Source organism: Xanthobacter lutulentifluminis (assembly GCF_043194675.2).
Taxonomy (GTDB): domain Bacteria; phylum Pseudomonadota; class Alphaproteobacteria; order Rhizobiales; family Xanthobacteraceae; genus Xanthobacter.
In genome coordinates, this window is the sequence record NZ_CM195525.1 from 3,103,067 (window position 1) to 3,126,740 (window position 23,674).

Consider the following 23,674-nt stretch of genomic DNA (forward strand, 5'->3'; position numbering starts at 1 on the left):
GGCGCAACAGGGGTGAGAATAACCGATAAAAAATCACTTGAACGGTTCCGGGCGACGATGTAACCGATATTTCATTCCAAACAGGTTACAGAGGTCTCCATGTCCACGCTTTCCCGTACCGACGATCGCTCCGGCGCCATCGCCTATCGCACCGCCACTGTCCGCGGCCTCGACATCTTCTTCCGTGACGCGGGCCCCGCCGACGCCCCCGCGATCGTGCTGCTGCACGGCTTTCCCTCCTCGTCCCACATGTTCCGGAATCTCATTCCGATGCTCGCCGGCCGGTTCCGTGTGATCGCGCCGGACTATCCGGGCTTCGGCTTCTCCAGCGCGCCGGCGCCGGACGCGTTCGCCTACAGCTTCGACGCCCTCGCCGACGTGGTGGAAGGCCTGCTGGATCAGCTGGGCGTGCGCCGCTATGCGCTGTACATGCAGGATTACGGCGGCCCGGTGGGCTTCCGCCTGGCGCTGCGCCATCCCGAGCGGGTCACCGGCCTCGTGGTGCAGAACGCGGTCGTCAACCTCGAGGGCTGGCAGCCCGGCCCGCCGGCGGCGTTCGCCCCGTTCTGGACCGCGCGCAATGCCGAGACGGAGACGCCGGTGCGTGGCTTCCTCGCCGCCGAGACCACGCGCTTCCAGTATGAGCACGGCGCCGGCGACCGCCTCGGCCGGGTGAGCCCCGACACCTGGCGCCACGACCAGTCCGGGCTCGACCGCCCCGGCAACGACGCCATTCAGCTGGAGCTGCTCTACCGCTACCAGGACAATGTCGGCGCCTACCCCGCCTGGCAGGACTACCTGAAGGCGCAGCAGCCGCCGGTACTGGTGGTGTGGGGCGACAACGACCCGTTCTTCACCCTGGCCGGCCGCGACCTGTTCCGCACGCTCGTCCCCTCCGCCGAGGTGCATGGCTATGACGCCGGCCACTTCGCGCTGGAGACCCACGCCGGCGAGATCGGCGCGGCGGTGGCGGCGTTCCTCTCCCGCCTCCCGGCCTGAGCCGGCGGCGCCGCGCCCTGACCGGCGCGGCGCCATCCCTCACCAGCGCAGCAGGCGCGGCCCCGCCAGCCACCCCGCGAAGGTGGCGATGCCGATGCCGGCGGCGTACCAGACGCCCAGATAGGCGGGCGTGTCGTTCATGCAGTAGGCGGCGTAGCCGAGCGCGCCGATGCCGCCGGACACCAGACCGAGCAGCGCCCCGCAATAGGGCAGCTCGGTGGGCACGGCCTCGCGCAGCGCGATGGTGATGAGCGCGAGCGGCAGCAGCGACAGCAGCGGGATCGCCACCACGCACAGCCGCCATTCATGGAACAGGATCACCTGCCCCCACGCGCCGCGCGGCATGCCGGCGAGCTGCGCCGCCGCCGCGATCCACACCAGCGCCAGAGGCAGCAGGACGAGCCGCAGCGCGTGGCGCTTCTCCTCCCCGGCGCGGGCCGCCCGCAGCAGGCCCCTGAGCCCGGTGGCGACCACCGCGAGCAGGAACATCGCCTTCATCAGGAACGCGGGGGTGGCGAGGGCGCCCGGCATGTCCGTGCGCGGCCCCAGCAGAAGCAGCACCAGCAGCATGGCGAGGACGAGCGCGCCGAGCGCCGCGCGGGCGACGAGGCGATCCTGCCGCGCCGGGTCCACCGCCTCCACGCGGGTGGAGAGGAAATCGATGAGGTCGTCGGTGTTCATGGGCGCGCCTCCGAAAGGGCCACGGCGAGCCGCTTCATGCCGCGATGGATGCCGATCTTCACGGCCGAGTCGCTGATGCCGATGCGGGCGGCGGCTTCGGCGATGCTGAGGCCTTCGAGCTTCACGTATTCGATGGGCAGCCGGAACCGGCTGGGCAGCGTCTCCAGCGCGCGGTGCAGCTCGCGCGCCGTGTCCACCGGCTGGAACGGATCGTCGGCGGCGAGGTCGTCCACCTCGTCGATATGGATCTCGCGCCGGGTGCGCGCGCTCGCCCGCAGGTGGTCGATGAGCTTGTAGCGGGCGATGCCGAAGGTCCACGCCAGCACCGGGGCGCTGCCGTCGTAGGTGTGCCGGCGCGTGTGGATCGCGAGCAGCGTGTCCTGCACCAGGTCCTCCGCGTCGGCGGCGGGCGCGCCGGTGCGGCGCAGCTGGCCGTGGAAATAGCGGCGCAGCCGCACCGCGAGGTGCCGCAGCAGCGCGCGATGCGCCTCGGCATCGCCCGCCTGCCCGCGGCTCATGAGATGTTCAAGATCGGCTTCGGGTTCTGGCATCGAACTCCCCCTGTCGCCGCAGGTTCGGATCGCGCGCGGGGGGTGTTACGGGCTGTCGGATCACGAGGACGCGAGGTTGGCTCCCCGCGGTGCGGATGAAGTCCTTCGTGCGCGGTTCAAAATCTGTTGATTGACGAATGATGTCGAACTGTAACCAATCGTGCTGCGACTGCGAAATACCAGGTATCGAAGGTTCGATATCGGAGATTACATCATGCGTAAGACTGTGTTCTTCATCGCCCTCGCCAGCGCTGTCCTGACCCTGCCGGGCATCAGCCTCGCCGACGAGACCGAGACCGCGGTGAACCGCGAAACCCAGCGTGTCGCCCGCGGCGAGATTTCCGCGCCCCTGCATGCGCCGGCCGCCATCGGCTATGCGAATGCGGGCCATGGCGCGGGCCATTTCCAGGGCGCGGGCCGTCCGGAAGGCGTGTCGGAAGCGGACGCTGCGCTGTTCGCTCTCGGGGATCGCGGCCTCGGCAACAACTGAGCCGGCCGCAGCCCGGGTCGCGGGGGGCGCCCTACCCCCCGGCCCGGGCGCCGACGGCGGCGTCCGCGCCGCTCCGGCCTGTTGAAAAGGGGCCGCATACGCCCGCAGTCCTGTCAGCCGTTGCCGCGCGCCCCTCCCGGCCGCGGCTGCGGCACGTCTTGATTCCCCCTGCATGGCAAGGCAGGCGGTAGCGCTCCCCTCACACGCTTTCCCGATCGCGCAGTCAGGCGTCGCTGATCGCATCGGATCTGCCTGTCGGGAGCACGCCGGAGTGTCTCCGGGTGAAGTCGTTTCCGGCGCGTGTGAAGAAGAGGCGAGACGACAAGCCGTAGAATATTCTCCCGTGAGCCTTGATGAGCAGAAAAACTCTAGCGCGCCCGGTAGAGCCGCCAGCGTCCGGGGACCTCGTCGCGGAGACGGTAGAGCGGGCTCTGCGCGAAGGGATCGGCGGCGAAGGCGCCATCCTCGGCCGTCACCAGCACCGCGCCGCAGCCCAGCGGGCCGTGCATCCGTTCGAGGTCGCCCGCCGCCGGCCTGCCCGCGAACACCCGCTCGAACAGGTCCGCCACGTCGTTGCGCGCCTCCGGCGTCAGCGGAGCGAAGGCGAGCGCCAGCTCGCGTCCGGCAAAGCATGAGCGTCCGCGCGCCAGAAGCGCCCACGACAGGTTGATGGGCCAGGACGCGAGATGCGCCAGCCGGTCCGGGTTGGCGGCAAGCCGGGTCTCCGGCGGCAGCGCGCCGCGCACCCGCGCCCACATCTGCGGATCATTGCGGAAGGCGGCGCCATCGGGCCCGGCCAGCCCGCCGATATTGCGGGTGGCGAGGGCGGCCGTGTCGGGCACGCCCGCCGCGAACGCCAGCATCAGCGCCACGGCCGCAGCGGGATGCCTGCGGCCGAGCGCCTGCGCCAGCGCGCCGCCGGCGCAGGCGGACAGCACCAGCACCGCCGGCAACACCGCGCGCCAGCCGAGATCGTTGTTGTCGCCCGCCGTGCTGACCAGCAGGGCGCCGACGCCGAGCGACACGGCCGCCAGCATGGCGAGCGCCCCGACCATGGCGTTGGCACCCCGCGCGCGCAGCAGGGCGGCGAGGCCCGCAAGGCCGGCGGTGAGCGCGAGGGGGAATTCCACCGGCAGCAGCACCAGCCAGTAGGCCGCCGGATCCAGCAGCGCGCGCAGCGTATCCGGCACGGCCTGCCCCAGAACGGACACCGGCATGAGGCGGATCGGCACCCCGCCGCCCCGCGCCATGGCGGTGGCCGCCTGCGCGGCCAGGATGGGGAGGGAGAGGACCGCCGCGGCGAGCCCGGCGCCGGTCGCGGCGAGCAGGAAGCGCCAGCGCCCCTGCGCCGGTCCTCCGGCGATGAGCACCGCCGCCACCGGTCCCGCCGCCACCGCGAGCGTGACGCCACCTACCCACAGCGAGCTGCCGAAGGCGGATGCCACCAGCAGCGCCAGAAGCGCGGCCGATCCCGGGCCCGCGCGGCAGCGCATGCGCGCGAGCAGCAGGATGGCGAGCACGACGCTGGCCGCCGAGGCCACATGGTGCGGGCTCCAGCTGGCCTGGAACAGCAGCGGGCCGAGGCCCGAGGCCTGCTCCAGCATCCTGTCGAGCCGGGCGGGCCCGATCAGCGCCGCCATCACCGGCCGCACGCTGCCGGTCGCGGCCGCGGCGAGCGCCAGCAGCGGCGCCGCCGTGCCCGGCGACAGCCGCAGCGCGAGGCCCGCCACCAGCGCGAGGGCTGCGAAGGCGGTGAAGAAGGTGGCGGCCGCATCCGCCTCCCACCCGCTCGCGCCCGTCAGCCGCGCCAGCTGGGCGGTGCCGAAATGCCAGAGGTAATAGTAGGATACGCGCCCGGTGGAGCCCTCCGCGCCGTAGAACGGATTGGCCGGCGGGATCTGCGGCGCGCGCACCATCTCGTCCACCAGCGCGATCTTGGCGTGGTCGTAGATGGGCGTGGCGAGGTGGACCGCGCCGTCGGCCGCCGGCTTGGGCAGCAGCGCCACGGTCGGAATCAGCGCCAGCGCGGCGGCGCAGGCGAGGGCGGCAAGCGCGACGCGCCATCGCGAGGGGAAGCCCGCCGCGCGCCGGCCCGCCGATGGGTCCGTGCGTCCCATCGCCGGCCGGACCGCAGGCCACACCGCCGGCAGGCACAGGAGCGCGGCCGCCGCGAGCGCGACGCCGCCCGACAGGCCGAGCCCCACGGCGAGCGCATGGGCCAGCGTGGTCTGGCCGGCCCAGCCGAGCGCGGGCGCCACCAGCAGGCGCAGGCCCGGCTGTCGTCCGAAGGCGCGCGCCAGCACGAAGCCCGGCACCCCCCACAGGACAAGCGCGACCAGCACGCAGGCCGCGATCGGGCCGGGCGCGGCCATCATCAGCGTTCCCGGCGCGGGCGGGCCGCCGGCCTCACAGTCCGGCGAACCAGTTGAAGCCCTGCTTCTCCCAGAAGCCGCCGGGATAGGTGTTGGTCACCTCGATGGCGCGGATCCACTTGGGGTTCTTGAAGCCGAGCTTCACCGCCGTGCGCAGCCGCATGGGCGCGCCGAACGGCGCCGTCAGCGGCTCGCCGGCATAGGCGGTCGCGAGGATGGTCTGGGGATGGAGCGCGGATGCCATGTCGATGCTCTCCATGTAATCGTCGTTGCCGTAGAAGGCGATATACTTGGCCGTGAGGTCCGCGCCCACGCGCTCGAGGAACGCCCGGAGGTTCGGTCCCGACCACTGGCCGATATAGTCCCATCCCTCCACGCAGATGTGGCGGATGATGACTTCCTGCTGCGGCAGCGCGTTGATCTGCTCGAGGGTCCAGGGCCGCCGGTCCTTGACGAGGCCGGTGAGCTCCAGCTTCCAGGTGGACACGTCCACCGGCTTCACCTCGTCGATCTCGTAATAGGCGTTGAAGCGGGGCGGCTTCACCACCAGATCGCGCGAGTAGGTGGGGGCGAGCCGGGTCGGATCGAACAGCTTCGCCTGCACCCCGTCGTTGAAGTCGGAGAAGGCCTTGAGCACGCTCTGCACGGAGGGCTCGTCGGAGACCGTGCAGCCGGTGAGCAGCGACAGCGCGCCGAGGCTCAGCGAGCCTTTCAGCACCTTGCGGCGGTCGATGGCCTGCACCAGCTTGCGGTGCTCGGTGAGGATGCCGCGGTCGGGCGTGGTGACGGAGGGGCGGGCCGCCGGTCCGGGGGCGAAGGGATTGCGGAAGAACATGTTCTCTCCTCCGGTCAGTGGCTGGCGGTGGGCGCGGATTGAGGCTCCACCGCGGGCTCGGGCGGATCGACCACCGGTCCGCCGGTGAGCATGGCGCCGATGGTGCGCGGCACCAGCAGCGCAAGCGCGACATGCACCACCATGAAGCCGACGATGGCCGCCATGCCGATGAAATGCGCCAGCCGCGCCCCCTGGAACCCGCCGAACAGGTTGACGAGGCCGGAGAACTGCACCGGCTTCCAGATGGCAAGGCCCGATGCCACCTGCACCGCGATGATGGCGATGACGCCCACGTAAAGCAGCTTCTGCACCGCGTTGTAGTGGGTGAGGTCGTCGTGGCGCAGGCGGAAGGTGAGGGCGGACCTGATCTCGGCGATCACCTCGCGCGGGCGGATGGGCAGGAACAGCCGCGCGAAGCGGCCGGTGACGAGGCCGTAGCCGAGATAGGCCAGGCCGTTCAGCACCAGCACCCACATGCCGAAGAAATGCCACTGCAGGCCATGCTGGGCCCAGATGCCGAGCACGATCTCCTGCGGGAAGTGCAGGAAGCCGAAGATCGCCTCGTCATTGTAGATCTTCCAGCCGCTGCCGATCATCACCACCATCGCCGCGGCGTTGGTCCAGTGCATGATCCGGATCGGCAGTGGATGCATGCGTCGAGCGTGTATTGGCTTGCCGTTCATGTCCGCCTCCCTCCGGTTTCTGATTGAAAAGAATATTGAGAATGAAGTATTGAAATTGGGAGTAGCTGAATTAATATTTGACGCAAATGGATCTTGAGGAGAGTTTCATGTCCCGTTTCAGATCTCTTGCGATAGCGGTCGCGCTGGTGCTGCCGCTGGCCGGTCCGGCGTTCGCCGCGGGCGGCGCGCACACGCAGACGGCGCCCGCCGAGGATGACGGCCTCACCCCCGCCGAGCGCATGGAGAAGCGCTTCCCCCAGAAGGTGCGCGTGGGCGATCTGGTGGGCCTGCCGCTGCTCGATTTCGACGACCGGACGCTGGGTCGCGTCACCGCCGTGGCGCGCACTGCGGAGGGCGGCATCGTGCTGGTGGTGCCGGTGGGCGGATGGTTCGGCCATGGCGGGCGGCCGGTGGCGGTGCCGATCGAGGCGGTGGCCATCCTCGGCCGGCAGATCGCCCTGCTCGATATCGACCGGGAGGACCTGCCGGAGCAGGCCACCTGGACCGCCGGATCGGGCGCGATGGTGCCGGCGGACGAGACCATCCGCATCGCCATCACCCGCCGCTGAGGGAGGGAGGGGCATCAGCGCCCCTCCGCATCGCGGGCGAGGCGGTTCGCCGCCTCCACCGTGCCGATCTCGTCCCTGCCGAGGGCGAGCTGCCGGCCGAACGCCAGCGCCCGCGATTCCAGCGCCGCCCGCAGGTTTTCGTCGGCGATGGCCTCGAAGTCCGCCACATGGGCCAGGCCCAGGATGCGGCGGTGGATCTCGATGCCGGCAAAGCCCAGCGCGTCGCGCCAGATGGACACGAGGAGACCGGCCAGCGCCGCTTCCGCGCCCGCCATGTCGCCCTGGTCCTCGAACAGGTCGCGCCCGCCGAGAATGCCCGCGCGCTCGGTGCGCCACAGGCGGGTGAATTCGGCGCGGAACACGGTCCACACCGTTGCCGCCGCGGCGAGCAGCTCCTCCCCCTGCCGGGCGGCGCCGGCGGCATCGGCGTGGTGGCCGGAGCGAGCGAGGAAGCCCATCCACAGATGGGCGAGCAGCACGCCCACGTCGAAGCCGAACGGGCCATAGAGCGCGAACTCGGCGTCGATGACGCGGGTGTCGGCCTCGGTCGCCATGATCGAGCCGGTGTGCAGGTCGCCGTGCAGCAGGGTCTCGGCGGCGGTGGCGAAGCGGGCCTTCATCTCCAGCGCCACGCGCTTCAGGTCCCGGTCGCCGCGCACGGCGGCGGCCACGGCCTCAAGGCCCGGCGTGTGGCGGTTGAGGGGGGCGATCTTGAACGGGTCGGAGAACACCAGCTCCTCGGTGATGCCGCACAGCTCAACATTGCCGGCGAACAGCGCGAGGTCTGCCTTGCGGGCGGCGGTGGGCATGGCGAAGTCCGACCCGCGGAACAAAGTTCGCGCGAGATAGAGGCCGAGGTGGGTCCCGAGATGCGGCAGCGACCGGCCGTCCAGGATCGCGCGGCGCACCACCACGTGGGGCGTCAGGTGCTCCATGGCGATCATGGCCTGCGCCGGATCGAAGAAGATCAGCTGCGGCACGCGGCCCGGGTCGCGCGCGCCGAGGCGCCGCAGCGCCTCGTGCTCGAAGAAGGCGCGGTCGAGCGACATGGGCCAGCTCTCGCCCACGACGCGGGCATAGGGCAGCGCCTGCTTCACCACCACCGAGCCGTGCGGGCCCTCAACGATGAAGACGAGGTTGAGGTTGCCGTCGCCCACCTCGCGCACGTGCCAGTCTTGCGGCGGGCCGAGGCGGTCGGTGAGCGCCTCGCGCCCGCCGAGGCGGACCGGCAGGCTGGCGCAGTCGAGGGGGCGGTAGGCGGTGCGGTCCAGCATGAATGCCTCCTCAGGTCGCGGGGGCCTCGGCGCCAGCCCAGGCGCGGGCGAAGGCCGAGGCGAGCGCGATGGAACGGCTCGCGCCGTTGTGGTCGCCCTTCTCGAAATCGCCATCCACGCAGCCGAGCTGGTTGGTGACATGGGCGAGGCACAGCACCGGCCGGCGCCGCGCGCGGGCGAAGGCGTAGAGGGCCGCGGCCTCCATCTCCACGGCGAGCAGGCCTTCCGCCTTGCGCCGGGCGATGGCTGCCTCCGTCTCGCGGAAGGGGGCGTCGGTGGTCCAGGTGGCGCCGGTCAGCACCGGGCCGTCGCTATCGATGAAGGCGGCATGCGCCAGCCGCACCAGCTCGGGGTCGGCAGCGGCGAACGGCGCGGCGGGCAGGTAGTGGTAGCTCGTGCCCTCGTCCCGCAGCGCCCGGTCGATGAGGATGTGGAAGGAGGGCGGCGCCTGCTCGGCGATCTGGCCGGCGGAGGCCACCGACACCAGCAGCTCGCAGCCGCACACGAACGCCTGCTCCGCCACCAGCACGGCGAAGGAGGCGCCCACCGCATAGCCGACGATGCCGAAGGGGAGGCCATCCTCCTCCCACTCCCACATGTCGGTGTGGTAGCAGGCCCACACCGGGGAACGTCGCGCCGCGCGATGGGCGCGCACGAAGTCCACCATGTCCCCGTCCGGGTCGAGCAGCACCACACGGGGCACCGGCCCGGCGGACAGGCCTTTCTGGCGGCGCGCCTCGCGCATCATGTTCTCGGGCAGGAACACGGACGGGGCGCGATGATCGGCCCGGTCGATCAGCGGCAGCAGGCCGGCGGGCAGGGGCGTCGCCTCGCGGCCGGCGGGGTCATCGGGGTCCTTGAACGGCTGCAGCAGCATGGAAGGCACTCACGTCTTGGCGCCGGTGGCGGCCGGCCGGGAGGGCTGGGACGCGACCCGCAGGAAGGTGGAGACGATGCGCGTGCCGGCCGTGAACGTGCCGCGCACGGTGCCCGCGACCTTGGAGGCGCCGCCGCGGCGGCAGCGGTAGGCCACCGGCAGCTCCAGCATGGGCAGGCCGTCGCGGGCGGCGCGCATCTGCATCTCGATGTTCCAGCCGTAGGTGAGCTCGCGCATGCCGAGGCCCACCAGCGCATCGCGGCGGATGACGCGGAACGTGCACATGTCCGAGAGGGCGACCCCGTAGAGCGCGCGGATGCCGAACCCCAGCGCGTGGCCAGCGAGAACCTGGTGCCAGGCCATGCTTCCGGCCTCGCGCACGCCACGGGTGCGGGAGGCGAGCACGAGGTCGGCCCGGCCCGTCCGCACCGGCTCGATGAGCGCCGGCAGGAAGGCGGGGTCGTCGGCGCCGTCGGCGTCCATGAAGGCGAGGATGTCCGCGTCGCGCGCCGCGCTCGCCCCGGCGAGGCAGGCCCGGCCGAACCCGCGCCCGGCGGCGACCACGCTCGCCCCGGCGGCGGCGGCGATATCGCGCGTGCCGTCCGTGGACCCGCCGTCGGCGACGATCACCTCGTCCACGACGCCCGCCGGGATCTCGGCGAGGGTCGCGGCGATGGTCTCCGCCTCCTGGAGGGTCGGGATGACGAGGGCGACGCGCGGGCGCATCACAGGCTCCACCGCAGGCCGCAATTGGCGCAGGCGCCGGGCGGGCAGTCGGACAGGAGCTGCTCGCGGAAGGTGCGGTATTCCTGCCCTTCCCAGATGTCGGCGAGGCTCTGCCGGGTGGCGTCGCCCAGCGTGTAGTTCTCGTAGCCGCGCTGGGAGAAGGGCGCGATGCAGCAGGGCAGGGCGCGCCCGTTGGCGGTGAAGTACATGACCGTCCACGGCCGGCGGCACATGGACCAGGGGTTGGGGTCGTCCGCCCGCTTCAGGCTCATGCCCGGCTCGGCGGCGGCGCCGGAGGCGGAGAATATCATGCCGAGCGAGCGCGCGATCTCGGACGCCTCCTCGATCAGGCGCGCCTCGGCGCCGTCGAACTGCTCGTAGAGCGCCTGATCCGGCCGGGCGAGGCCGATGCTCTCCTGCTCGAAGAAGACGAGGCGCTGGAGATAGACCTCCCGCACGCCGAGCTGCGCGGCGACGCGGACAAAGTCCGGCAGCTCGGCGATGGTCTCCTTGAGGCCGGTGAGCCAGGCGGAGACGCGGGGATTGGTGTGGCCCTCGCGCTCCTGCAGCTCGCGGAAGGCGCGCACGTTCTTCAGGATGCGGTCGAAATAGTTCTTGCCGCGCACCGCCTTGTAGGAATGCGCGTTGGAGGCGTCGAGGGAGACGCGTAGCTCGTCGAGGCCGGCGTCGATCATCGCCCGGCCGTTCTTCTCGTTCAGCACCGTGCCGTTGGTGTTGAACAGCACGTAGGTGCCGCGATCCTTCAGGTAGCGCACCATGCGGTCGAGGTGGGGGACGAGCATCGGCTCGCCCACGCCGTGCAGCACGCACCGCTCCAGGTCGGGGATCTGGTCCACGATGGAGGTGAACAGCTCCCAGCTCATGTCGGCGGGGGGCTCCAGCTCCTCATAGGTGCGCGGACAGGTGGTGCAGAGCAGGTTGCAGCGATTGGTGGTCTCCAGATAGAGGCACACCGGCTTGCGCACCGGCACGGCGCCGCGCGCGGCCTCGGCCCGCTCGAAATAGCGTCGGGCATCGCTCTGGCGACCCGGGATGATGGCGTTCATGGCATTCGGTTCCGTGGCATCTGGGAAGGTCCGGATCAGGAGGCGCGCAGCCGGGCCGGCGGTTCGTCCGGCAGGCCGAGGCGGGCACCGAGGTCGCGGGTGTCGAGCAGCCGGCGCAAAAGGCGCTCCGCGTCGCGGGCGCGGCCGCGCGCATGGTCTCCGGTGCCGAACGGGACGCCGGCGACCAGCTCGCCGTGGAGCAGGCGCAGCGCGGCCGCGTCATCCACGTCGTACCAGGGCGGCAGGAGGTGCATCTCGAGCCCGATCTCGGCGGCGCGCTCGAGGGTCTGCGCAGCCACGCGCTCGGTGCTCCAGTCGATGTCCTCGAACAGCCGGCGGTGCGGGGTCTTCAGGCCGAGCACGTAATATCCGCCGTCGGTGGAGGGGCCGAGCACGGCGCGGTCGCCGGGTCGCGCCAGCACCTCGGCCATCTCGGCGAGCAGGGCGGGGGGCAGGGTCGGGCTGTCGGCGTTCAGCACCGCGGCCGCGGGATGGCCGAGCGCCAGGAGGTGGCCGAGCGTCGCCCTGAGGCAGGCGCCGAAGCCCGGCTGTGCCGCCTCGATGCGTCCGACGCCGGGCGGCAGCAGGGCATCGAAGAAATGCCCCGCGCCCGCAGGCCCGTAGGCGACATAAGGCGCGAGCGTGGGGCCGGCCGCGAGGATGTTGGCGACGATGTCGGCGATGAAGGCGGTGTTGAAGGCGGCGGCCTCGACCGGCTCCAGCGGCGGACACAGCCGCGTCTTGGTGCGGCCCGGCGCCGAGGCCTTGGCCATCACGGCGATGGCGCACGCAGGGACGCTTTGGGACGCGCTCATGTCTGGCGGCTCCGCATGTGGGGGTCTGATCAGGTATTCGCGGCAGGTGCCGCCGGCGTTACACACCTCACGAACGAGTGATCGACCGCGTGAGCGCCGGCTCAGCGGTGCACGGCCAGCTGCGCGCGCAGGAGCTTCACCTCGGCCTCCAGCTCGGAGATGCGGATCTCGCGCGTCTCCAGCGCCTGCCGGACCAGGGCGGCGTCCAGCTTCTGCGGAATGTGCTGGGGGCAGTTCACGTCCCAGGCGGAGACGTGGAAGAGCAGCGCCCGTTCCGGCCGGGCGCCATAGCCCTCGGGCATCAGGCGGGCGACGAGATCCGGATCGCCCTCGACCACCTGCGCGGTGCCCCAGATCTTGACCCGCCGCCGCGCGGCATAGTCGATCAGGAACAGGAAAGCGCGGGCGTTCTCGCTGAGATTGCCGATGGTGACGTATTGCCGGTTGCCGCTGTAGTCGGCGATGCCCAGCGTGCTGCCGTCCACCGCGCGGATGAAGCCGGGCGGGCCGCCGCGATGCTGCACATAGGGCTGGCCATCGGCGCTGGCGGTGGCGAGGAAGGCCGTGTCCACGGTGCCGAGGAAGGCGACGAGATCGGCCGTGACACCGGTGCGGAAGCCGCCGGCCGCCGCGATGCGCGTATGGACGGGACGGTCCGAGCGCTGCTCCTGCGCGGCCTTGACGGCGGGCGTGAAGGCGATGTCGCTGGACGGGGATGCGGACGGTGTCTGGGTCATGGCGGAGCCCTCCGGAATGGGACGGAGGCCGGCGCGAGCGGCCGGCCTCCGCACGCTCAGGCCGCCTGCGAGGCAGCCGTGCGGACCACGGGGAAATCGATCTCCGTCTCCGCCACATTGTTGAGATAGTTGGTGAAAATGTTCATGGCGACCTGCGCCACGGTCTCCACCAGCGCGCCGTCGTCGAGCCCGGCGGCGCGGGCGGCGGCGAGGTCGGCATCGCTCACATTGCCGCGCGTGGCGACCACGGTGCGGGCGAAGGCGAGGGTGGCCTCGGTGCGGGAATCAGCGGCGCGGCCGGAGCGGGCGAGGGCGATGTCCGCGTCCGACAGGCCGGCGCCACGGCCGATCAGCGAATGGGCGGAAAGGCAGTAGTCGCAACCGTTTACCTCGGCCACGGTGAGGGCGAGGCTCTCCCGGGTGCGGGCCGGCAGGGCGCCGCCGCCGAGCGCGCCGGACACGCCGATCAGGGCCTCCAGCGCTGCCGGGGACTGCGCGGCCACGCGGAACAGGTTGGGGGTGCTGCCGAAACGGGCGGCGACGGCGGCCAGCAGCTCGCCGGCCTTGCCGGTGGCGGTCGCGGTATCGACGGGGGAAATGCGGGTCATGGGGACTGTCCTTCGCTGCGCGCTGGAACGGAGCGCGATGGGGGAAGGCTAGGCCCGGTACGAATTTCGCGGAATGATGAGAGTTTGAAAGCTATCATTGCGAAATGTGAAACAAGCTTCGGAGGGTTCCGCATGGATCGGTTCGACGCCATGACGGCGTTCGTGCGCGCCATGGAGGAGGGGAGCCTCGCCCGGGCGGCGCGGCGGCTCGGCCGCTCGCCGGCGGCGGTCACCCGCGCGGTGGCGCAGCTGGAGACGCACCTGGGCACCCGGCTGCTGCATCGCTCCACCCGCGCCCTGCGCCTCACCGAGGCGGGGGAGCGCTATCTCGCCTCCTGCCGTGCCATCCTCGCCGAGCTGGCGGAGGCGGACCTGCTCGCCGCCGGGGAGCGCACCGCCCCGCGCGGGGTGCTCTCGGTGACCGCGCCGGCGGTGTTCGGCCGGCTGCATGTGGCGCCGGTGATGGAGGATCTGCTGGACGTGCATCCCGACCTCGCGGTGCGCCTGCTGCTGCTCGACCGGGTCGCGAGCCTGGTGGACGAGGGGCTCGACGCGGCGGTGCGCATCGGCCCCCTGCCGGATTCCAGCCTGGTCGCGGTGCGCGTCGGCGCGGTGCGGCGGGTGGTGTGCGCGAGCCCCGCCTATCTCGCCGCCCGCGGCCGGCCCGCCACGCCGGCGGAGCTGGCGGGACACGGGGTGATCTCCTTCTCGCAGATCACCGAGACCGACGGCTGGGCCTTTGCCGCCGGCCCGTCCGGCGGGGCGCGGCGGACGGTGCAGGTGGCGCCGCGCTTCCGGGTCAACGGCGCCGAGGCCGCCATCGCGGCGGCGGTGCGGGGCCGGGGCATCACGCGGGTGCTGTCCTATCAGGTGGAGGAGGATCTGGCGGCCGGCCGCCTCGTGCTGCTGCTGGAGGCGTACGAGGGCGCGCCCCTGCCGGTGCACGTGGTCTATCCGGCGGCGCGGCTTCCGGTGGCGCGGCTGCGGGCGTTCGTGGATGTGGCCGTGCCCCGCCTGAGGGCGCGGCTGGCGGCCCTGTCCACGGCCGACCGGGAAGCGTCCTGAGGGGCTGTCCCCGCGCGGGCAGTCATGCGTGGCTGGTGATGCGTGGGCGCCGCGCTCTGGGGCCGCAGGCCGGGTAAAGGGGGCGGCCGTGACCTCGGTCGCGCGACGGACAGACGGACCGGATCGGCAGCGGCACACAAGGCACGCCTCGCCCGGAGGCCGTCTGGCCGGGAGAGGGAGAGAGACGCCGGTGCTCGCGAGATCTGCGGGCCCCCCCCCCAACACCGACTTCCCGCGCGGGTGCCGGCTGTGATCGACGCCGTCGACGGGCATCCTTGGGATCAAGGCCCCGATGCGGCCGCCTGGGCGTATCGCGCGGCGAGCGCGCTGCCTGTCCGCCGGTGCTCGCGAGATTTGCAGGGCCCCGCCACGCCGGCGGCCGGCGTGGGCGGAAATGGCGGCCCTGTCGACGGCCGACCGGTCAGGAGCCGCGTCCTGAGAGGCCGTCACCGTGGGACGGTCATGCGTGGGCGCCGCGCTCTGGGGCGGCAGGCCGAGAACGGGGGCGTGACCTCGTTCAGGCCACGGACAGACGGGACGGATCGGCAGCGGCAGGCGAGCCCCGCCGCGCCCGCAGGTCTTCTGGCGGGCGGAGAGCATGGTCGCCGGCGCTCGCGAGAACTGCGGGACCTCGCCACACCGACGGCCGGCGCGGGCGCCGGCCGTGATCGACACCGCGAGTGCGTACCCTTGAGAGGGAGCGCGGCCCCGATGCGGCCGTCGAGGCGTCCAGCGCGGTACGGGCAGCGCATGGCCGCCGGTGCTCGCAGGATGCGGGACCCGGCCACGCCGACCTCCCGTACGGGTGCCGGCTGTGATCGACACCGCGGGTGCGCATCCTTGGGAGGGAGCGCGGCCCCGATGCGGCCGTCGAGGCGTCCAGCGCGGTACGGGCAGCGTCATGGCCGCCGGCGCTCGCGAGAACTGCGGGACCTCGCCACACCGACGGTCGGCGCGGGTGCCGGCCGTGATCGACACCGCGAGTGCGCACCCTTGAGAGGGAGCGCGGCCCCGATGCGGCCGTCGAGGCGGCGAGCGCAGTTCGGGCAGCGTCATGGCCGCCGGCGCTCGCGAGAACTGCGGGACCTCGCCACGCCGACCTCCTGTGCGGGTGCCAGCCGTGATCAACACCGCGAATGCGCATCCTTGGGAGGGAGCGCGGCCTCGATGCGGCCGCCTAGGCGTCCAGCGCGGCGAGCGCGGTGCGGAAGGCGCCTTCCAGCAGGGCGCGGTCCGGGCGGATGCGGGCGAGCACCCGGAGGCCCAGCAGCACGCCCAGCAGCATCCGGGCGGCATCGTCCGGCGACTGGCGCGCGGAGAGGGAACCGTCGGCCTGCCCCGTGGCCACCTGGCGGCGCAGGAAGGCCTCGATCTCGCCCAGCGTGGCGGCCGCGGCCTCGCGGATTTCCGGATCGTGCGGGCCCAGCTCCACGGCGGCGTTGACCACCATGCAGCCCTTCATCTGCGGATCGTCGAGGGAGCGTTCCACCACCTCGCCGAAGAAGCCGGCGATGGCGGCGCGCGGCGGCAGCCCGGCCGTCTCCAGCCGCTGGATGCGCTCGCCCACGCTGCCGCTGACATAGCGCGCGAGGGCGCGCTCATAGAGCGCGTGCTTGTCGCCGAAGGCGTTGTAGAGGCTGGCGCCGGTGAGGCCCATGCTGGCCGCGAGATCGCGCACCGAGGTGGCCTCGTAGCCGCGCTCCCAGAAGCAGCGCAGCGCCGCGTCCAGCACCTCTCCCTCGTCGAATGCCCTCGGCCGTGCCATGGTCCGCCAGTCCCTGAGCCGGCTCAGGCCCGGCGTGCGCGCCGAGCCTAGCCACAAGTTGCGCCGCCGTCACGCGCGGCCCGTCCACGCCTCAGCCCGCGCTGCGCACCGCGGTCTGTCCGAACAGGATCTTCTTGCCGGCCTCGGTCACCGTGGGCCGGCCGGAGAAGGGCTCGCCCCGCGCATAGGCCGCGACCGTGCCGGGGCGCGCCGCCACCGCCTCGAACCAGCGGCGCAGGCTGGGAAACTGGTCGATGTCCTGCTGCTGGCGCTTGTAGGGCACGATCCAGGGATAGATCGCCATGTCGGCGATGGAATACTCCGCCCCCGCCACGAACGGGCTCTGCGCCAGCCGGCGGTCGAGCACGCCGTACAGGCGGTTCGTCTCCTTCACGTAGCGCTCGGTGGCATAGGGAATGCGCTCGGGCGCGTAGAGGCTGAAATGGTGGTTCTGCCCGGCCATGGGACCAAGCCCCGCCACCTGCCAGAACAGCCATTCCAGCACGCTCTTGCGCCCGCGCAGGTCGGCCGGCAGGAATCGGCCGGTCTTCTCCGCGAGATAGAGCAGGATGGCCCCGGATTCGAACAGCGACAGCGGCGCGCCGCCGTCCGTCGGGGCGTGATCGACGATGGCCGGCATCCGGTTGTTCGGCGCGATGGCGAGAAAGTCGGGCTTGAACTGGTCGCCGGCGCTGATGTCCACCGGGATGATCTTGTAGGGGAGCCCGGTCTCCTCCAGGAACATCGTGATCTTGTGGCCGTTCGGGGTGGGCCAGTAGTACAGATCGATCATGTCAATACATTCCACGCTGTGCGGCGCCGCGAGGCCGGCGGGCGAATGCCGGAGCCGCCGCCGAAAAGAGCTTGCGAAGCCCGACTGTCCTCTCCATTCTAAATCGATCGCTCTAAAAATCAACGGGTCGCGGCACCCGTGCGGAGGTCCCCTTTGATCCGCTTCTATTTTCATCCCACGCCCAATCCCGCCAAGGTCGCCCTGTTCCTGGAGGAAGCCGGGCTGGCCTATGAGGTCGTGCCCGTGGACACCGCCAAGGGCGAGCAGCACCTGCCGGAGTTCCGGGCCATCAACCCCAATGGCAAGCTGCCGGCCATCGTCGATACCGAAGGCCCCGGCGGGGCAGCGGCGCGGGTGTTCGATTCCACCGCCATCCTCATGTATCTGCAGGAAAAGACCGGCCTGTTCGGCGCCACGCCGCAGCATCGCCCGGAGCTGCTCTCCTGGCTCATGTTCATCGCCTCCGGGCTCGGCCCGTTCGCCGGGCAGGCGGTGCATTTCCAGCATGTGGCCCCGGCGGGGCTGGACTATGCCGTGAACCGCTACCGGCGCGAGGCGGAGCGCCATTTCGCGGTGCTGGATGCCCATCTCGAAGGGCGCAGCTTCCTGGTGGGCGATGCCTATTCCATCGCCGACATGTCCGCCTGGGGCTGGCTCGATCGCGCCCCGCGCATCCTGAAGGGGGCGGAGGAGCCGCTCGCCGCCTATCCCAACATCAGGCGCTGGTACGCGGGCATCGACGCCCGGCCGGCGGCGGTGCGGGCGCGGGCGGTGGGCACCGGGCACGCCTTCAAGGCGGCGGGCGACGAGGCCTCGCGCCGCGCGCTCTATCCCTCCAACTACCCGGCCGCCGCCGCGGAGTAGGCCGCCCCGCCTCCGCTTTCGCCCCCGCCCCGCTGCGGCAGGCGGGGGCGCTCCGGCGGCCGCGCGCCGGGCGCGGCCCCGCCATGCACGGGGGGATTGCTCGCCGCACCGGCGCGGGCGTGCTAGTCTCCGCCTTCCCTGGGGTGCGCCAAAGCCGGCCCCAGCGTCTGGTCGGGTTGCCCCACCGAGCAAGGCGAGGCGGACATGCGGTTCTCACAGGGTGCCCTCAACGGGGGCACGCCAACGCCGCCGCGCGACGGCCTCGGCTGCGCGCTCGCCGCCCTGTCGTGCCAGCAGGAGCTGGCCGGCTCGGGCTTCAGCATCTACCGCAAGACCTACGGCGGCCCGCAGATGAGCCGGCTGGAGACCCCGCCCAGCGGGCGCGGCCTGCTGGTGGGGGTGGCGCTCGCGGGCGGGCACCGGCGCCGGATCTTCGAGGGCAACCGCTCCGCCCTGCATGAGTTCGCGGCGGGCAGCTGCTACGTGCGCTCCTTCTCCGAGGCCTACCGCGCGGACGCGGAGACGGAATTCGACTTCTTCCTGCTGGAGATCTCCCGCCCGGCGCTGCGCCACGCCTTCGACGAGCTGGGCCTCGCCGATGCGGAGGGGCTGAGCTTTGCCCCCGGCGCGGCCGACCCGGTGCTGGCCCATCTCGCCGGCGCGCTCGTGCCGGCCCTCGCCGCGCCGCAGCGGGTGACGCCCCTGTTCCTCGATCAGGTGGCGTGCGCCATGCAGAGCCATCTTGCCGCGCGCTACCACGGCGGCCCCCCGCGCTCCGGCGGGGGCGGCGGCGGGCTGCCACGCCGGGTATTGATGCGCGCCAAGGAGCTGCTCGACAGCCATCTCGACGGCCAGGTGCTGATCGGCGACGTGGCGGCGGCGTGCGGCCTGTCGCGCAGCGCCTTCATCCGCGGGTTCAAGACCGCCACCGGCGCCACGCCCTACCAGTGGCTGCTGGGCCGGCGGGTGGAGCGGGCCCGCGACCTGCTGCTGAATTCCAGCCTGCCGCTGGCGGACGTGGCCGCCTGCTGCGGCTTCTCCGACCAGAGCCACATGACGCGCACCTTCACCCGCCTCACCGGCGCGGCGCCGGGGGCGTGGCGGCGCGGCTGAGCCGGCGCGAACGGGTTGTGCCGGGGGCGATTGCGCGCCGCTGATCCGGGTGCCGCACCATTGTTCAAGAGGCGCGGCTTTCCGGCAAGACGGCGCTGCAGCACACACGGATAGTGCGCGCATCGCCAGCGGCTTGAGGGAGATGCGCCATGTCGGGGAGCCTGCCGGGACGCCCGCCTGCCGCCTCTGCCGCACGCCCGGGGCGGTCAGCTCGCGATGGTGTGCGGAATGGCTGCCTCCAGCCCGCTCAGCGCGCTGTCGATGGAACGGCCGCGCGCCGTCAGCGCATATTCCACATGCCGCACCTTGCCGGGGAGCTCGTGCCGGCTGACGTAGCCGCCGGCCTCCAGCTCCTTCAGCCGCGCCGACAGCACCCGCGCCGAGATCGGCCCCGGCAGCGCGCGCCGCAGCTGGCCGAACCGCAGCGGCCCGCCGCGCGACAGCGCCGCGACGATGTGGCTCATCCATTCCTGCGCGAGAAGCTTCAGGAACGGCTCGGCTTCACAGTTACCCGGATAACTATTCTTGGCTTCCACAGTGTCGGACATGGAGGTGACCGGTATCCCGCAAGTAACTAATGGCTATCAACTCGAGGCGGCGCTAGCGTCGCGCCCATTCGCACAGCTGGAGACACAGCCTTGACCAACGCCGTCGCTGCCCCCGGCGGGATGCTTCTCGCTCCTGCCGATCATACCCTCATCATGATCGACTTCCAGTCGCAGATGTCGTTCGCGACCAAGTCCATCGATGCCGTGAACCTGCGCAACAACGCAGCCCTCGTGGCCCATGCCGCCGCCGGCTTCGGCGTCTCCACCATCCTCACCACGGTGGCCGAGAAGAGCTTCTCCGGCCCCATGTTCTCCGAGATCACCGAGGCCTTCCCGGGCCAGGCGCTGCTGGATCGCACGTCCATGAACACCTGGGAGGATGCCGCCGTCATCGCCCGCGTGAACGAGATCGGCAAGAGCCGCATCGTGCTCTCCGGCCTGTGGACCAGCGTGTGCATCGTCGGCCCGGCGCTCTCGGCCATCGACCAGGGCTTCGAGGTCTACGTGATCGCCGATGCCTGCGGCGACGTGTCGGAAGAGGCGCACGAGCGCGCCATGGACCGCATGGTGCAGGCTGGCGCCCGGCCCATGACCTCGCTGCAATACCTGCTGGAGCTGCAGCGCGACTGGGCCCGCACCGGCACCTACGACATGACCACCGGCATCGCCAAGAAGTTCGGCGGCGCCTATGGCCTCGGCATCATCTACGCCAAGACCATGTTCGGCGCCTCCGAAGGCCATTGAGGGCCATGCCGGAGCCCGACGACCTCCCCGCGGCGGGTTCCGTGCCCGCCGCCGGCCAGACGCGGCGCGAGGTGCTCGCCCTCGGCGCCGGCGCGGCGCTTGCCGCCGGCCTCTTTCTCCCATTCGGGCCGCGCGCGCTCGCCGCGACCCCGTCTGCCCCTCAAGCCCATGGAATGACTGCCATGCCCAGCGTCACCACCAAGGACGGCGTCGAGATCTTCTACAAGGACTGGGGGCCGAAGACCGCCCAGCCCATCATGTTCCACCACGGCTGGCCCCTGTCGTCGGACGACTGGGACGCGCAGATGCTGTTCTTCCTCGCCAACGGCTATCGCGTCATCGCCCATGACCGGCGCGGCCACGGCCGCTCCACCCAGGTGTGGGACGGCCACGACATGGACCACTATGCCGCCGACGCCTTCGCCGTCGTCGAGCATCTGGACCTGAAGAACGCCGTGCACATCGGTCATTCCACCGGCGGCGGCGAGGTCGCGCGCTATGTGGCCAGGCACGGCCAGCCGTCCGGCCGCACCGCCAAGGCGGTGCTGGTCTCCGCCGTGCCGCCGCTGATGGTGAAGACGCCCGTCAATCCCGAGGGCCTGCCCATCGAGGTGTTCGACGGTTTCCGCGCCGCGCTCGCCGCCAATCGCGCGCAGTTCTTCGTCGATGTGCCGGCCGGCCCGTTCTACGGCTTCAACCGCCCCGGCGCGAAGGTCTTCCCGGGCGTCGTCGACAACTGGTGGCGGCAGGGCATGATGGGCGGCGCCAAGGCCCACTACGACGGCATCAAGGCCTTCTCGGAAACCGACCAGACCGACGACCTGAAGGCCATCACCGTGCCCACCCTGGTGCTGCACGGCGAGGACGACCAGATCGTGCCCATCGCCGATTCCGCGCTGAAGTCCGTCAAGCTGCTGAAGAACGGCACGCTGAAGACCTACCCGGGCTTCTCCCACGGCATGCTCACCCTCAACCACGACGTGCTGAACGCCGACCTGCTGGCCTTCATCAAGAGCTGACCGGCCGCGGGCCATGCGCCGGCCGGACGTTTCCCGGCCGCCCCCCGCACCATGGCAGGCCGATGCGCGCGGGGGCGCGCTGCGCCGCCATCGTTCCGGGTCTCTTCGGCGCCGACCGCCCGGCCGGCGCCGCGCCGTGTTCCCCGCGCCGACCGCCCGGCCGGCGCCGCACCCCGTTTCCGGCGGAGGACGCATGAAGCTCTACCTCGCCTCGCTTGCCGCCGGCCTGCTGGTCGGCATCGTCTACAGCCTCGTCCACGTCCGCTCGCCGGCGCCGCCGGTGGTGGCGCTGGTGGGGCTGTTCGGCATCCTCGTGGGCGAGCAGGTCGTGCCGGTGGCGCGGCATCTCTGGAACGGCGACGGCATCCGCGCCGCCATCGGGCTTGCCGACTGCTCCGGCCACATCCTCGGCCAGCTGCCCGGCCGCCGCGACAGCGCCGACGCCGCGCCGGCGGCCCCGGACGCGACAGGTGTCTGCGCGGTGACCCCGCCCGAGCCGCCAAACGGATCGTCGCCCGGCTCGCCCCCGCGCGCCTGACACGCCCGTCGCTCCCTTCCGCCTTGAGCCCGCCCCGACCTCAGGAGGCCAGCCGTGACCGAGACCGCACTCCCCGAAACCGCCGACCTCATCCTCTTCAACGGCAAGGTCGCCACCCTCGACCGCCAGAACCCGCAGGCCGAGGCCGTTGCGGTGCGCGAGGGGCGGGTGGTGCTGGCCGGCGAGACGCGCGAGGCGATGCGCCTCGCCGGGCCGAAGAGCGCCATCATCGACGTGGGCGGGCGCAGGGTCATTCCCGGCCTCATCGACAGCCACATGCACATCATCCGCGGCGGGCTGAACTACAACATGGAGCTGCGCTGGGACGGCGTGACCAGCCTCGCCGACGCCATGGACATGCTGCGCCGGCAGGTGGCGGCGACGCCGGCGCCGCAGTGGGTGCGCGTGGTGGGCGGCTTCACCGAGCACCAGTTCGCCGAGAAGCGCCTGCCGACCCTCGAGGAGATCAACGCCGCCGCGCCCGACACGCCGGTGTTCATCCTCCACCTCTATGACCGGGCGCTCCTGAACGCCGCCGCCCTGCGCGCCGTGGGCTATACCCGCGAGACGCCGGACCCGCCCGGCGGCGAGATCGTGCGCGATGCCGCCGGCAACCCCACCGGCCTCCTGGTGGCCAAGCCGAACGCGACCATCCTCTACGCCACGCTTGCGCGCGGCCCGAAGCTGCCGCCCGAATACCAGAAGAATTCCACCCGCCACTTCATGCGCGAGGTGAACCGGCTGGGCGTCACCTCCGTCATCGACGCGGGCGGCGGCTTCCAGAACTATCCGGACGACTATGCCATCATCGAGGAGCTGCACCGCGACGGGCAGCTCACCGTGCGCATCGCCTACAATCTCTTCACCCAGAAGCCCAAGGCGGAGCTGGCGGATTTCTCCGCCTGGTCCAAGCAGGTGAAGCCGGGGCAGGGGGACGACCTCTACCGCCACAACGGCGCTGGCGAGATGCTGGTCTATTCCGCCGCCGATTTCGAGGACTTCCAGGTGGCCCGCCCGGACATGCCGCCCAACATGGAAGGCGACCTCGAGCCGGTGATCCGGCTTTTGGCCGAAAACCGCTGGCCCTGGCGCCTGCACGCCACCTATGACGAGACCATCTCGCGCGCCCTGGACGTGTACGAGAAGGTGAACAAGGACGTGCCGTTCGACGGGCTGAACTGGTTCTTCGACCATGCGGAGACCATCTCCGAGCGCAACATCGACCGCATCGCCGCGCTCGGCGGCGGCATCGCCGTGCAGCACCGCATGGCCTATCAGGGCGAATACTTCGCCGAGCGCTACGGCTCCCGCGCGGCCGAGCGCACCCCGCCCATCCGCCGCATGCTGGAGGCCGGCGTGCCGGTGGGCGCGGGCACGGATGCGACCCGCGTCGCCTCCTACAATCCGTGGGTCTGCCTCTCCTGGCTGGTCACCGGGCGCACCGTGGGCGGGCTCGCGCTCTATCCGCCCGCCAACCGGCTGGACCGCGAGGACGCGCTCGGCCTGTGGACGCGGGCCAACACCTGGTTCTCCTCCGAGCCGGAGAAGAAGGGGCAGGTGAAGGCCGGCCAGCTCGCCGACCTTGTGGTGCTCTCGGACGATTACTTCTCCGCGCCCGAGGACCGCATCGCCGACATCACCTCGGTGCTCACCCTGCTGGGCGGCAAGGTGGTGCATGGCGCCGGCGAGTTCCGCACCCTGGCGCCGGACCTGCCTCCGGCCATGCCGGACTGGTCGCCCGTGCGCACCTTCGGCGGCTATCAGCCGCGCCGGGCCGAGGGGGAGGGCGCCCGCCGGCTCGCCTTCTCCGGCTGCGGCTGCGCCAGCGCCTGCACCGTCCACGGCCACGCCCATGCGCAGGCGTGGGCCTCCGGCCTGCCGGTGACGGACGCAGGCGCCTTCTTCGGGGCGCTGGGCTGCGCCTGCTGGGCGTTCTGAGGC

Annotated in this window: 25 protein-coding genes; 10 read left to right on the plus strand and 15 right to left on the minus strand. The window is 71.8% G+C overall.

Features of this window, described 5'->3' with window-relative positions; translation table 11 throughout:
- The first annotated feature begins 99 nt into the window (after positions 1 to 99).
- A complete protein-coding gene (locus V5F49_RS14275) occupies positions 100 to 999 on the plus strand; it encodes an alpha/beta fold hydrolase (RefSeq protein WP_394116935.1) in 900 nt (299 codons plus the stop codon).
- 39 nt (positions 1,000 to 1,038) lie between these two features.
- Here the strand turns inward: V5F49_RS14275 and V5F49_RS14280 are convergent, their stop codons facing one another.
- Both V5F49_RS14280 and V5F49_RS14285 read right to left on the minus strand, forming a co-directional pair.
- Complete coding sequence (locus tag V5F49_RS14280; protein WP_394116936.1) at positions 1,039 to 1,680, minus strand: NrsF family protein; 642 nt, start codon at positions 1,678 to 1,680, stop codon at positions 1,039 to 1,041.
- Entirely contained in the window at positions 1,677 to 2,231 is a 555-nt protein-coding gene (locus V5F49_RS14285; protein WP_394116937.1) for a sigma-70 family RNA polymerase sigma factor, read from the minus strand. Before V5F49_RS14285 ends, V5F49_RS14280 begins: the two co-directional genes overlap by 4 nt.
- A gap of 214 nt (positions 2,232 to 2,445) precedes the next feature.
- Here V5F49_RS14285 and V5F49_RS14290 point away from each other — a divergent pair, with 214 nt between their 5' ends.
- Positions 2,446 to 2,721: a hypothetical protein gene (locus tag V5F49_RS14290; RefSeq protein WP_394116938.1), complete on the plus strand. Its 276-nt coding sequence runs from the start codon at positions 2,446 to 2,448 to the stop codon at positions 2,719 to 2,721.
- 368 nt (positions 2,722 to 3,089) lie between these two features.
- Here V5F49_RS14290 and V5F49_RS14295 read toward each other — a convergent pair whose 3' ends face one another.
- Genes V5F49_RS14295 through V5F49_RS14305 form a run of 3 tightly spaced genes read right to left on the minus strand, consistent with a single transcriptional unit; the run spans position 3,090 to position 6,557 of the window.
- Positions 3,090 to 5,096, minus strand: coding sequence for a hypothetical protein (locus V5F49_RS14295; RefSeq protein ID WP_394116939.1), 2,007 nt, complete (start codon positions 5,094 to 5,096; stop codon positions 3,090 to 3,092).
- A gap of 31 nt (positions 5,097 to 5,127) precedes the next feature.
- Positions 5,128 to 5,928, minus strand: coding sequence for a molybdopterin-dependent oxidoreductase (locus V5F49_RS14300; protein ID WP_394116940.1), 801 nt, complete (start codon positions 5,926 to 5,928; stop codon positions 5,128 to 5,130).
- A 14-nt stretch (positions 5,929 to 5,942) separates the two neighbouring features.
- Positions 5,943 to 6,557, minus strand: coding sequence for a cytochrome b/b6 domain-containing protein (locus tag V5F49_RS14305; protein ID WP_509210695.1), 615 nt, complete (start codon positions 6,555 to 6,557; stop codon positions 5,943 to 5,945).
- Between the two features lie 161 nt (positions 6,558 to 6,718).
- Here V5F49_RS14305 and V5F49_RS14310 point away from each other — a divergent pair, with 161 nt between their 5' ends.
- Positions 6,719 to 7,180 (plus strand): PRC-barrel domain-containing protein, encoded by a 462-nt coding sequence (locus tag V5F49_RS14310; protein ID WP_394116942.1) that lies wholly within the window; start codon positions 6,719 to 6,721, stop codon positions 7,178 to 7,180.
- Between the two features lie 14 nt (positions 7,181 to 7,194).
- Here V5F49_RS14310 and mtnK read toward each other — a convergent pair whose 3' ends face one another.
- The 7 genes from mtnK to V5F49_RS14345 all read right to left on the minus strand — a co-directional run bounded on the left by mtnK (position 7,195) and on the right by V5F49_RS14345 (position 13,284).
- Complete coding sequence (mtnK, locus tag V5F49_RS14315; RefSeq protein ID WP_394116943.1) at positions 7,195 to 8,454, minus strand: S-methyl-5-thioribose kinase; 1,260 nt, start codon at positions 8,452 to 8,454, stop codon at positions 7,195 to 7,197.
- Between the two features lie 10 nt (positions 8,455 to 8,464).
- On the minus strand, positions 8,465 to 9,331 hold the full coding sequence (locus V5F49_RS14320) for a nucleoside phosphorylase (RefSeq protein WP_394116944.1): 867 nt from the start codon (positions 9,329 to 9,331) through the stop codon (positions 8,465 to 8,467).
- A 9-nt stretch (positions 9,332 to 9,340) separates the two neighbouring features.
- The gene (locus tag V5F49_RS14325; protein ID WP_394116945.1) at positions 9,341 to 10,057 is read right to left on the minus strand and encodes a glycosyltransferase family 2 protein; all 717 of its coding nucleotides are present in this window, start codon (positions 10,055 to 10,057) and stop codon (positions 9,341 to 9,343) included.
- Positions 10,057 to 11,124, minus strand: coding sequence for a radical SAM protein (locus tag V5F49_RS14330; RefSeq protein WP_394116946.1), 1,068 nt, complete (start codon positions 11,122 to 11,124; stop codon positions 10,057 to 10,059). Before V5F49_RS14330 ends, V5F49_RS14325 begins: the two co-directional genes overlap by 1 nt.
- Positions 11,125 to 11,159: 35 nt before the next feature.
- Positions 11,160 to 11,939 (minus strand): TIGR04282 family arsenosugar biosynthesis glycosyltransferase, encoded by a 780-nt coding sequence (locus V5F49_RS14335; RefSeq protein ID WP_394116947.1) that lies wholly within the window; start codon positions 11,937 to 11,939, stop codon positions 11,160 to 11,162.
- Positions 11,940 to 12,040: 101 nt separating this feature from the next.
- On the minus strand, positions 12,041 to 12,676 hold the full coding sequence (locus tag V5F49_RS14340; protein WP_394116948.1) for a pyridoxamine 5'-phosphate oxidase family protein: 636 nt from the start codon (positions 12,674 to 12,676) through the stop codon (positions 12,041 to 12,043).
- Between the two features lie 56 nt (positions 12,677 to 12,732).
- Positions 12,733 to 13,284, minus strand: coding sequence for a carboxymuconolactone decarboxylase family protein (locus V5F49_RS14345; RefSeq protein ID WP_394116949.1), 552 nt, complete (start codon positions 13,282 to 13,284; stop codon positions 12,733 to 12,735).
- 132 nt (positions 13,285 to 13,416) lie between these two features.
- Between V5F49_RS14345 and V5F49_RS14350 the strand changes: the two genes are divergently transcribed.
- Positions 13,417 to 14,349: a LysR family transcriptional regulator gene (locus V5F49_RS14350; RefSeq protein WP_394116950.1), complete on the plus strand. Its 933-nt coding sequence runs from the start codon at positions 13,417 to 13,419 to the stop codon at positions 14,347 to 14,349.
- Between the two features lie 1,177 nt (positions 14,350 to 15,526).
- On the opposite strand, the gene V5F49_RS14355 is transcribed toward V5F49_RS14350, so the two are convergent.
- On the minus strand, positions 15,527 to 16,114 hold the full coding sequence (locus V5F49_RS14355; RefSeq protein WP_394116951.1) for a TetR/AcrR family transcriptional regulator: 588 nt from the start codon (positions 16,112 to 16,114) through the stop codon (positions 15,527 to 15,529).
- Between the two features lie 91 nt (positions 16,115 to 16,205).
- Positions 16,206 to 16,907 carry a glutathione S-transferase N-terminal domain-containing protein gene (locus tag V5F49_RS14360; protein ID WP_394116952.1) on the minus strand — a complete coding sequence of 234 codons (702 nt, stop codon included), beginning with the start codon at positions 16,905 to 16,907 and terminating at the stop codon, positions 16,206 to 16,208.
- Between the two features lie 153 nt (positions 16,908 to 17,060).
- Between V5F49_RS14360 and V5F49_RS14365 the strand changes: the two genes are divergently transcribed.
- A complete protein-coding gene (locus V5F49_RS14365) occupies positions 17,061 to 17,771 on the plus strand; it encodes a glutathione S-transferase family protein (protein ID WP_394116953.1) in 711 nt (236 codons plus the stop codon).
- 204 nt (positions 17,772 to 17,975) lie between these two features.
- A complete protein-coding gene (locus V5F49_RS14370; protein ID WP_394116954.1) occupies positions 17,976 to 18,884 on the plus strand; it encodes a helix-turn-helix transcriptional regulator in 909 nt (302 codons plus the stop codon).
- 206 nt (positions 18,885 to 19,090) lie between these two features.
- On the opposite strand, the gene V5F49_RS14375 is transcribed toward V5F49_RS14370, so the two are convergent.
- A complete protein-coding gene (locus tag V5F49_RS14375) occupies positions 19,091 to 19,432 on the minus strand; it encodes a winged helix-turn-helix transcriptional regulator (protein WP_394116955.1) in 342 nt (113 codons plus the stop codon).
- A 120-nt stretch (positions 19,433 to 19,552) separates the two neighbouring features.
- Here V5F49_RS14375 and V5F49_RS14380 point away from each other — a divergent pair, with 120 nt between their 5' ends.
- The 4 genes from V5F49_RS14380 to V5F49_RS14395 all read left to right on the plus strand — a co-directional run bounded on the left by V5F49_RS14380 (position 19,553) and on the right by V5F49_RS14395 (position 23,671).
- The gene (locus V5F49_RS14380; protein ID WP_394117160.1) at positions 19,553 to 20,176 is read left to right on the plus strand and encodes a hydrolase; all 624 of its coding nucleotides are present in this window, start codon (positions 19,553 to 19,555) and stop codon (positions 20,174 to 20,176) included.
- A 182-nt stretch (positions 20,177 to 20,358) separates the two neighbouring features.
- Positions 20,359 to 21,195 carry an alpha/beta fold hydrolase gene (locus tag V5F49_RS14385; protein WP_394117161.1) on the plus strand — a complete coding sequence of 279 codons (837 nt, stop codon included), beginning with the start codon at positions 20,359 to 20,361 and terminating at the stop codon, positions 21,193 to 21,195.
- A 193-nt stretch (positions 21,196 to 21,388) separates the two neighbouring features.
- Complete coding sequence (locus V5F49_RS14390) at positions 21,389 to 21,733, plus strand: XapX domain-containing protein (RefSeq protein ID WP_394116956.1); 345 nt, start codon at positions 21,389 to 21,391, stop codon at positions 21,731 to 21,733.
- Between the two features lie 54 nt (positions 21,734 to 21,787).
- Positions 21,788 to 23,671 carry an amidohydrolase gene (locus tag V5F49_RS14395; protein ID WP_394116957.1) on the plus strand — a complete coding sequence of 628 codons (1,884 nt, stop codon included), beginning with the start codon at positions 21,788 to 21,790 and terminating at the stop codon, positions 23,669 to 23,671.
- Positions 23,672 to 23,674: the final 3 nt, after the last annotated feature.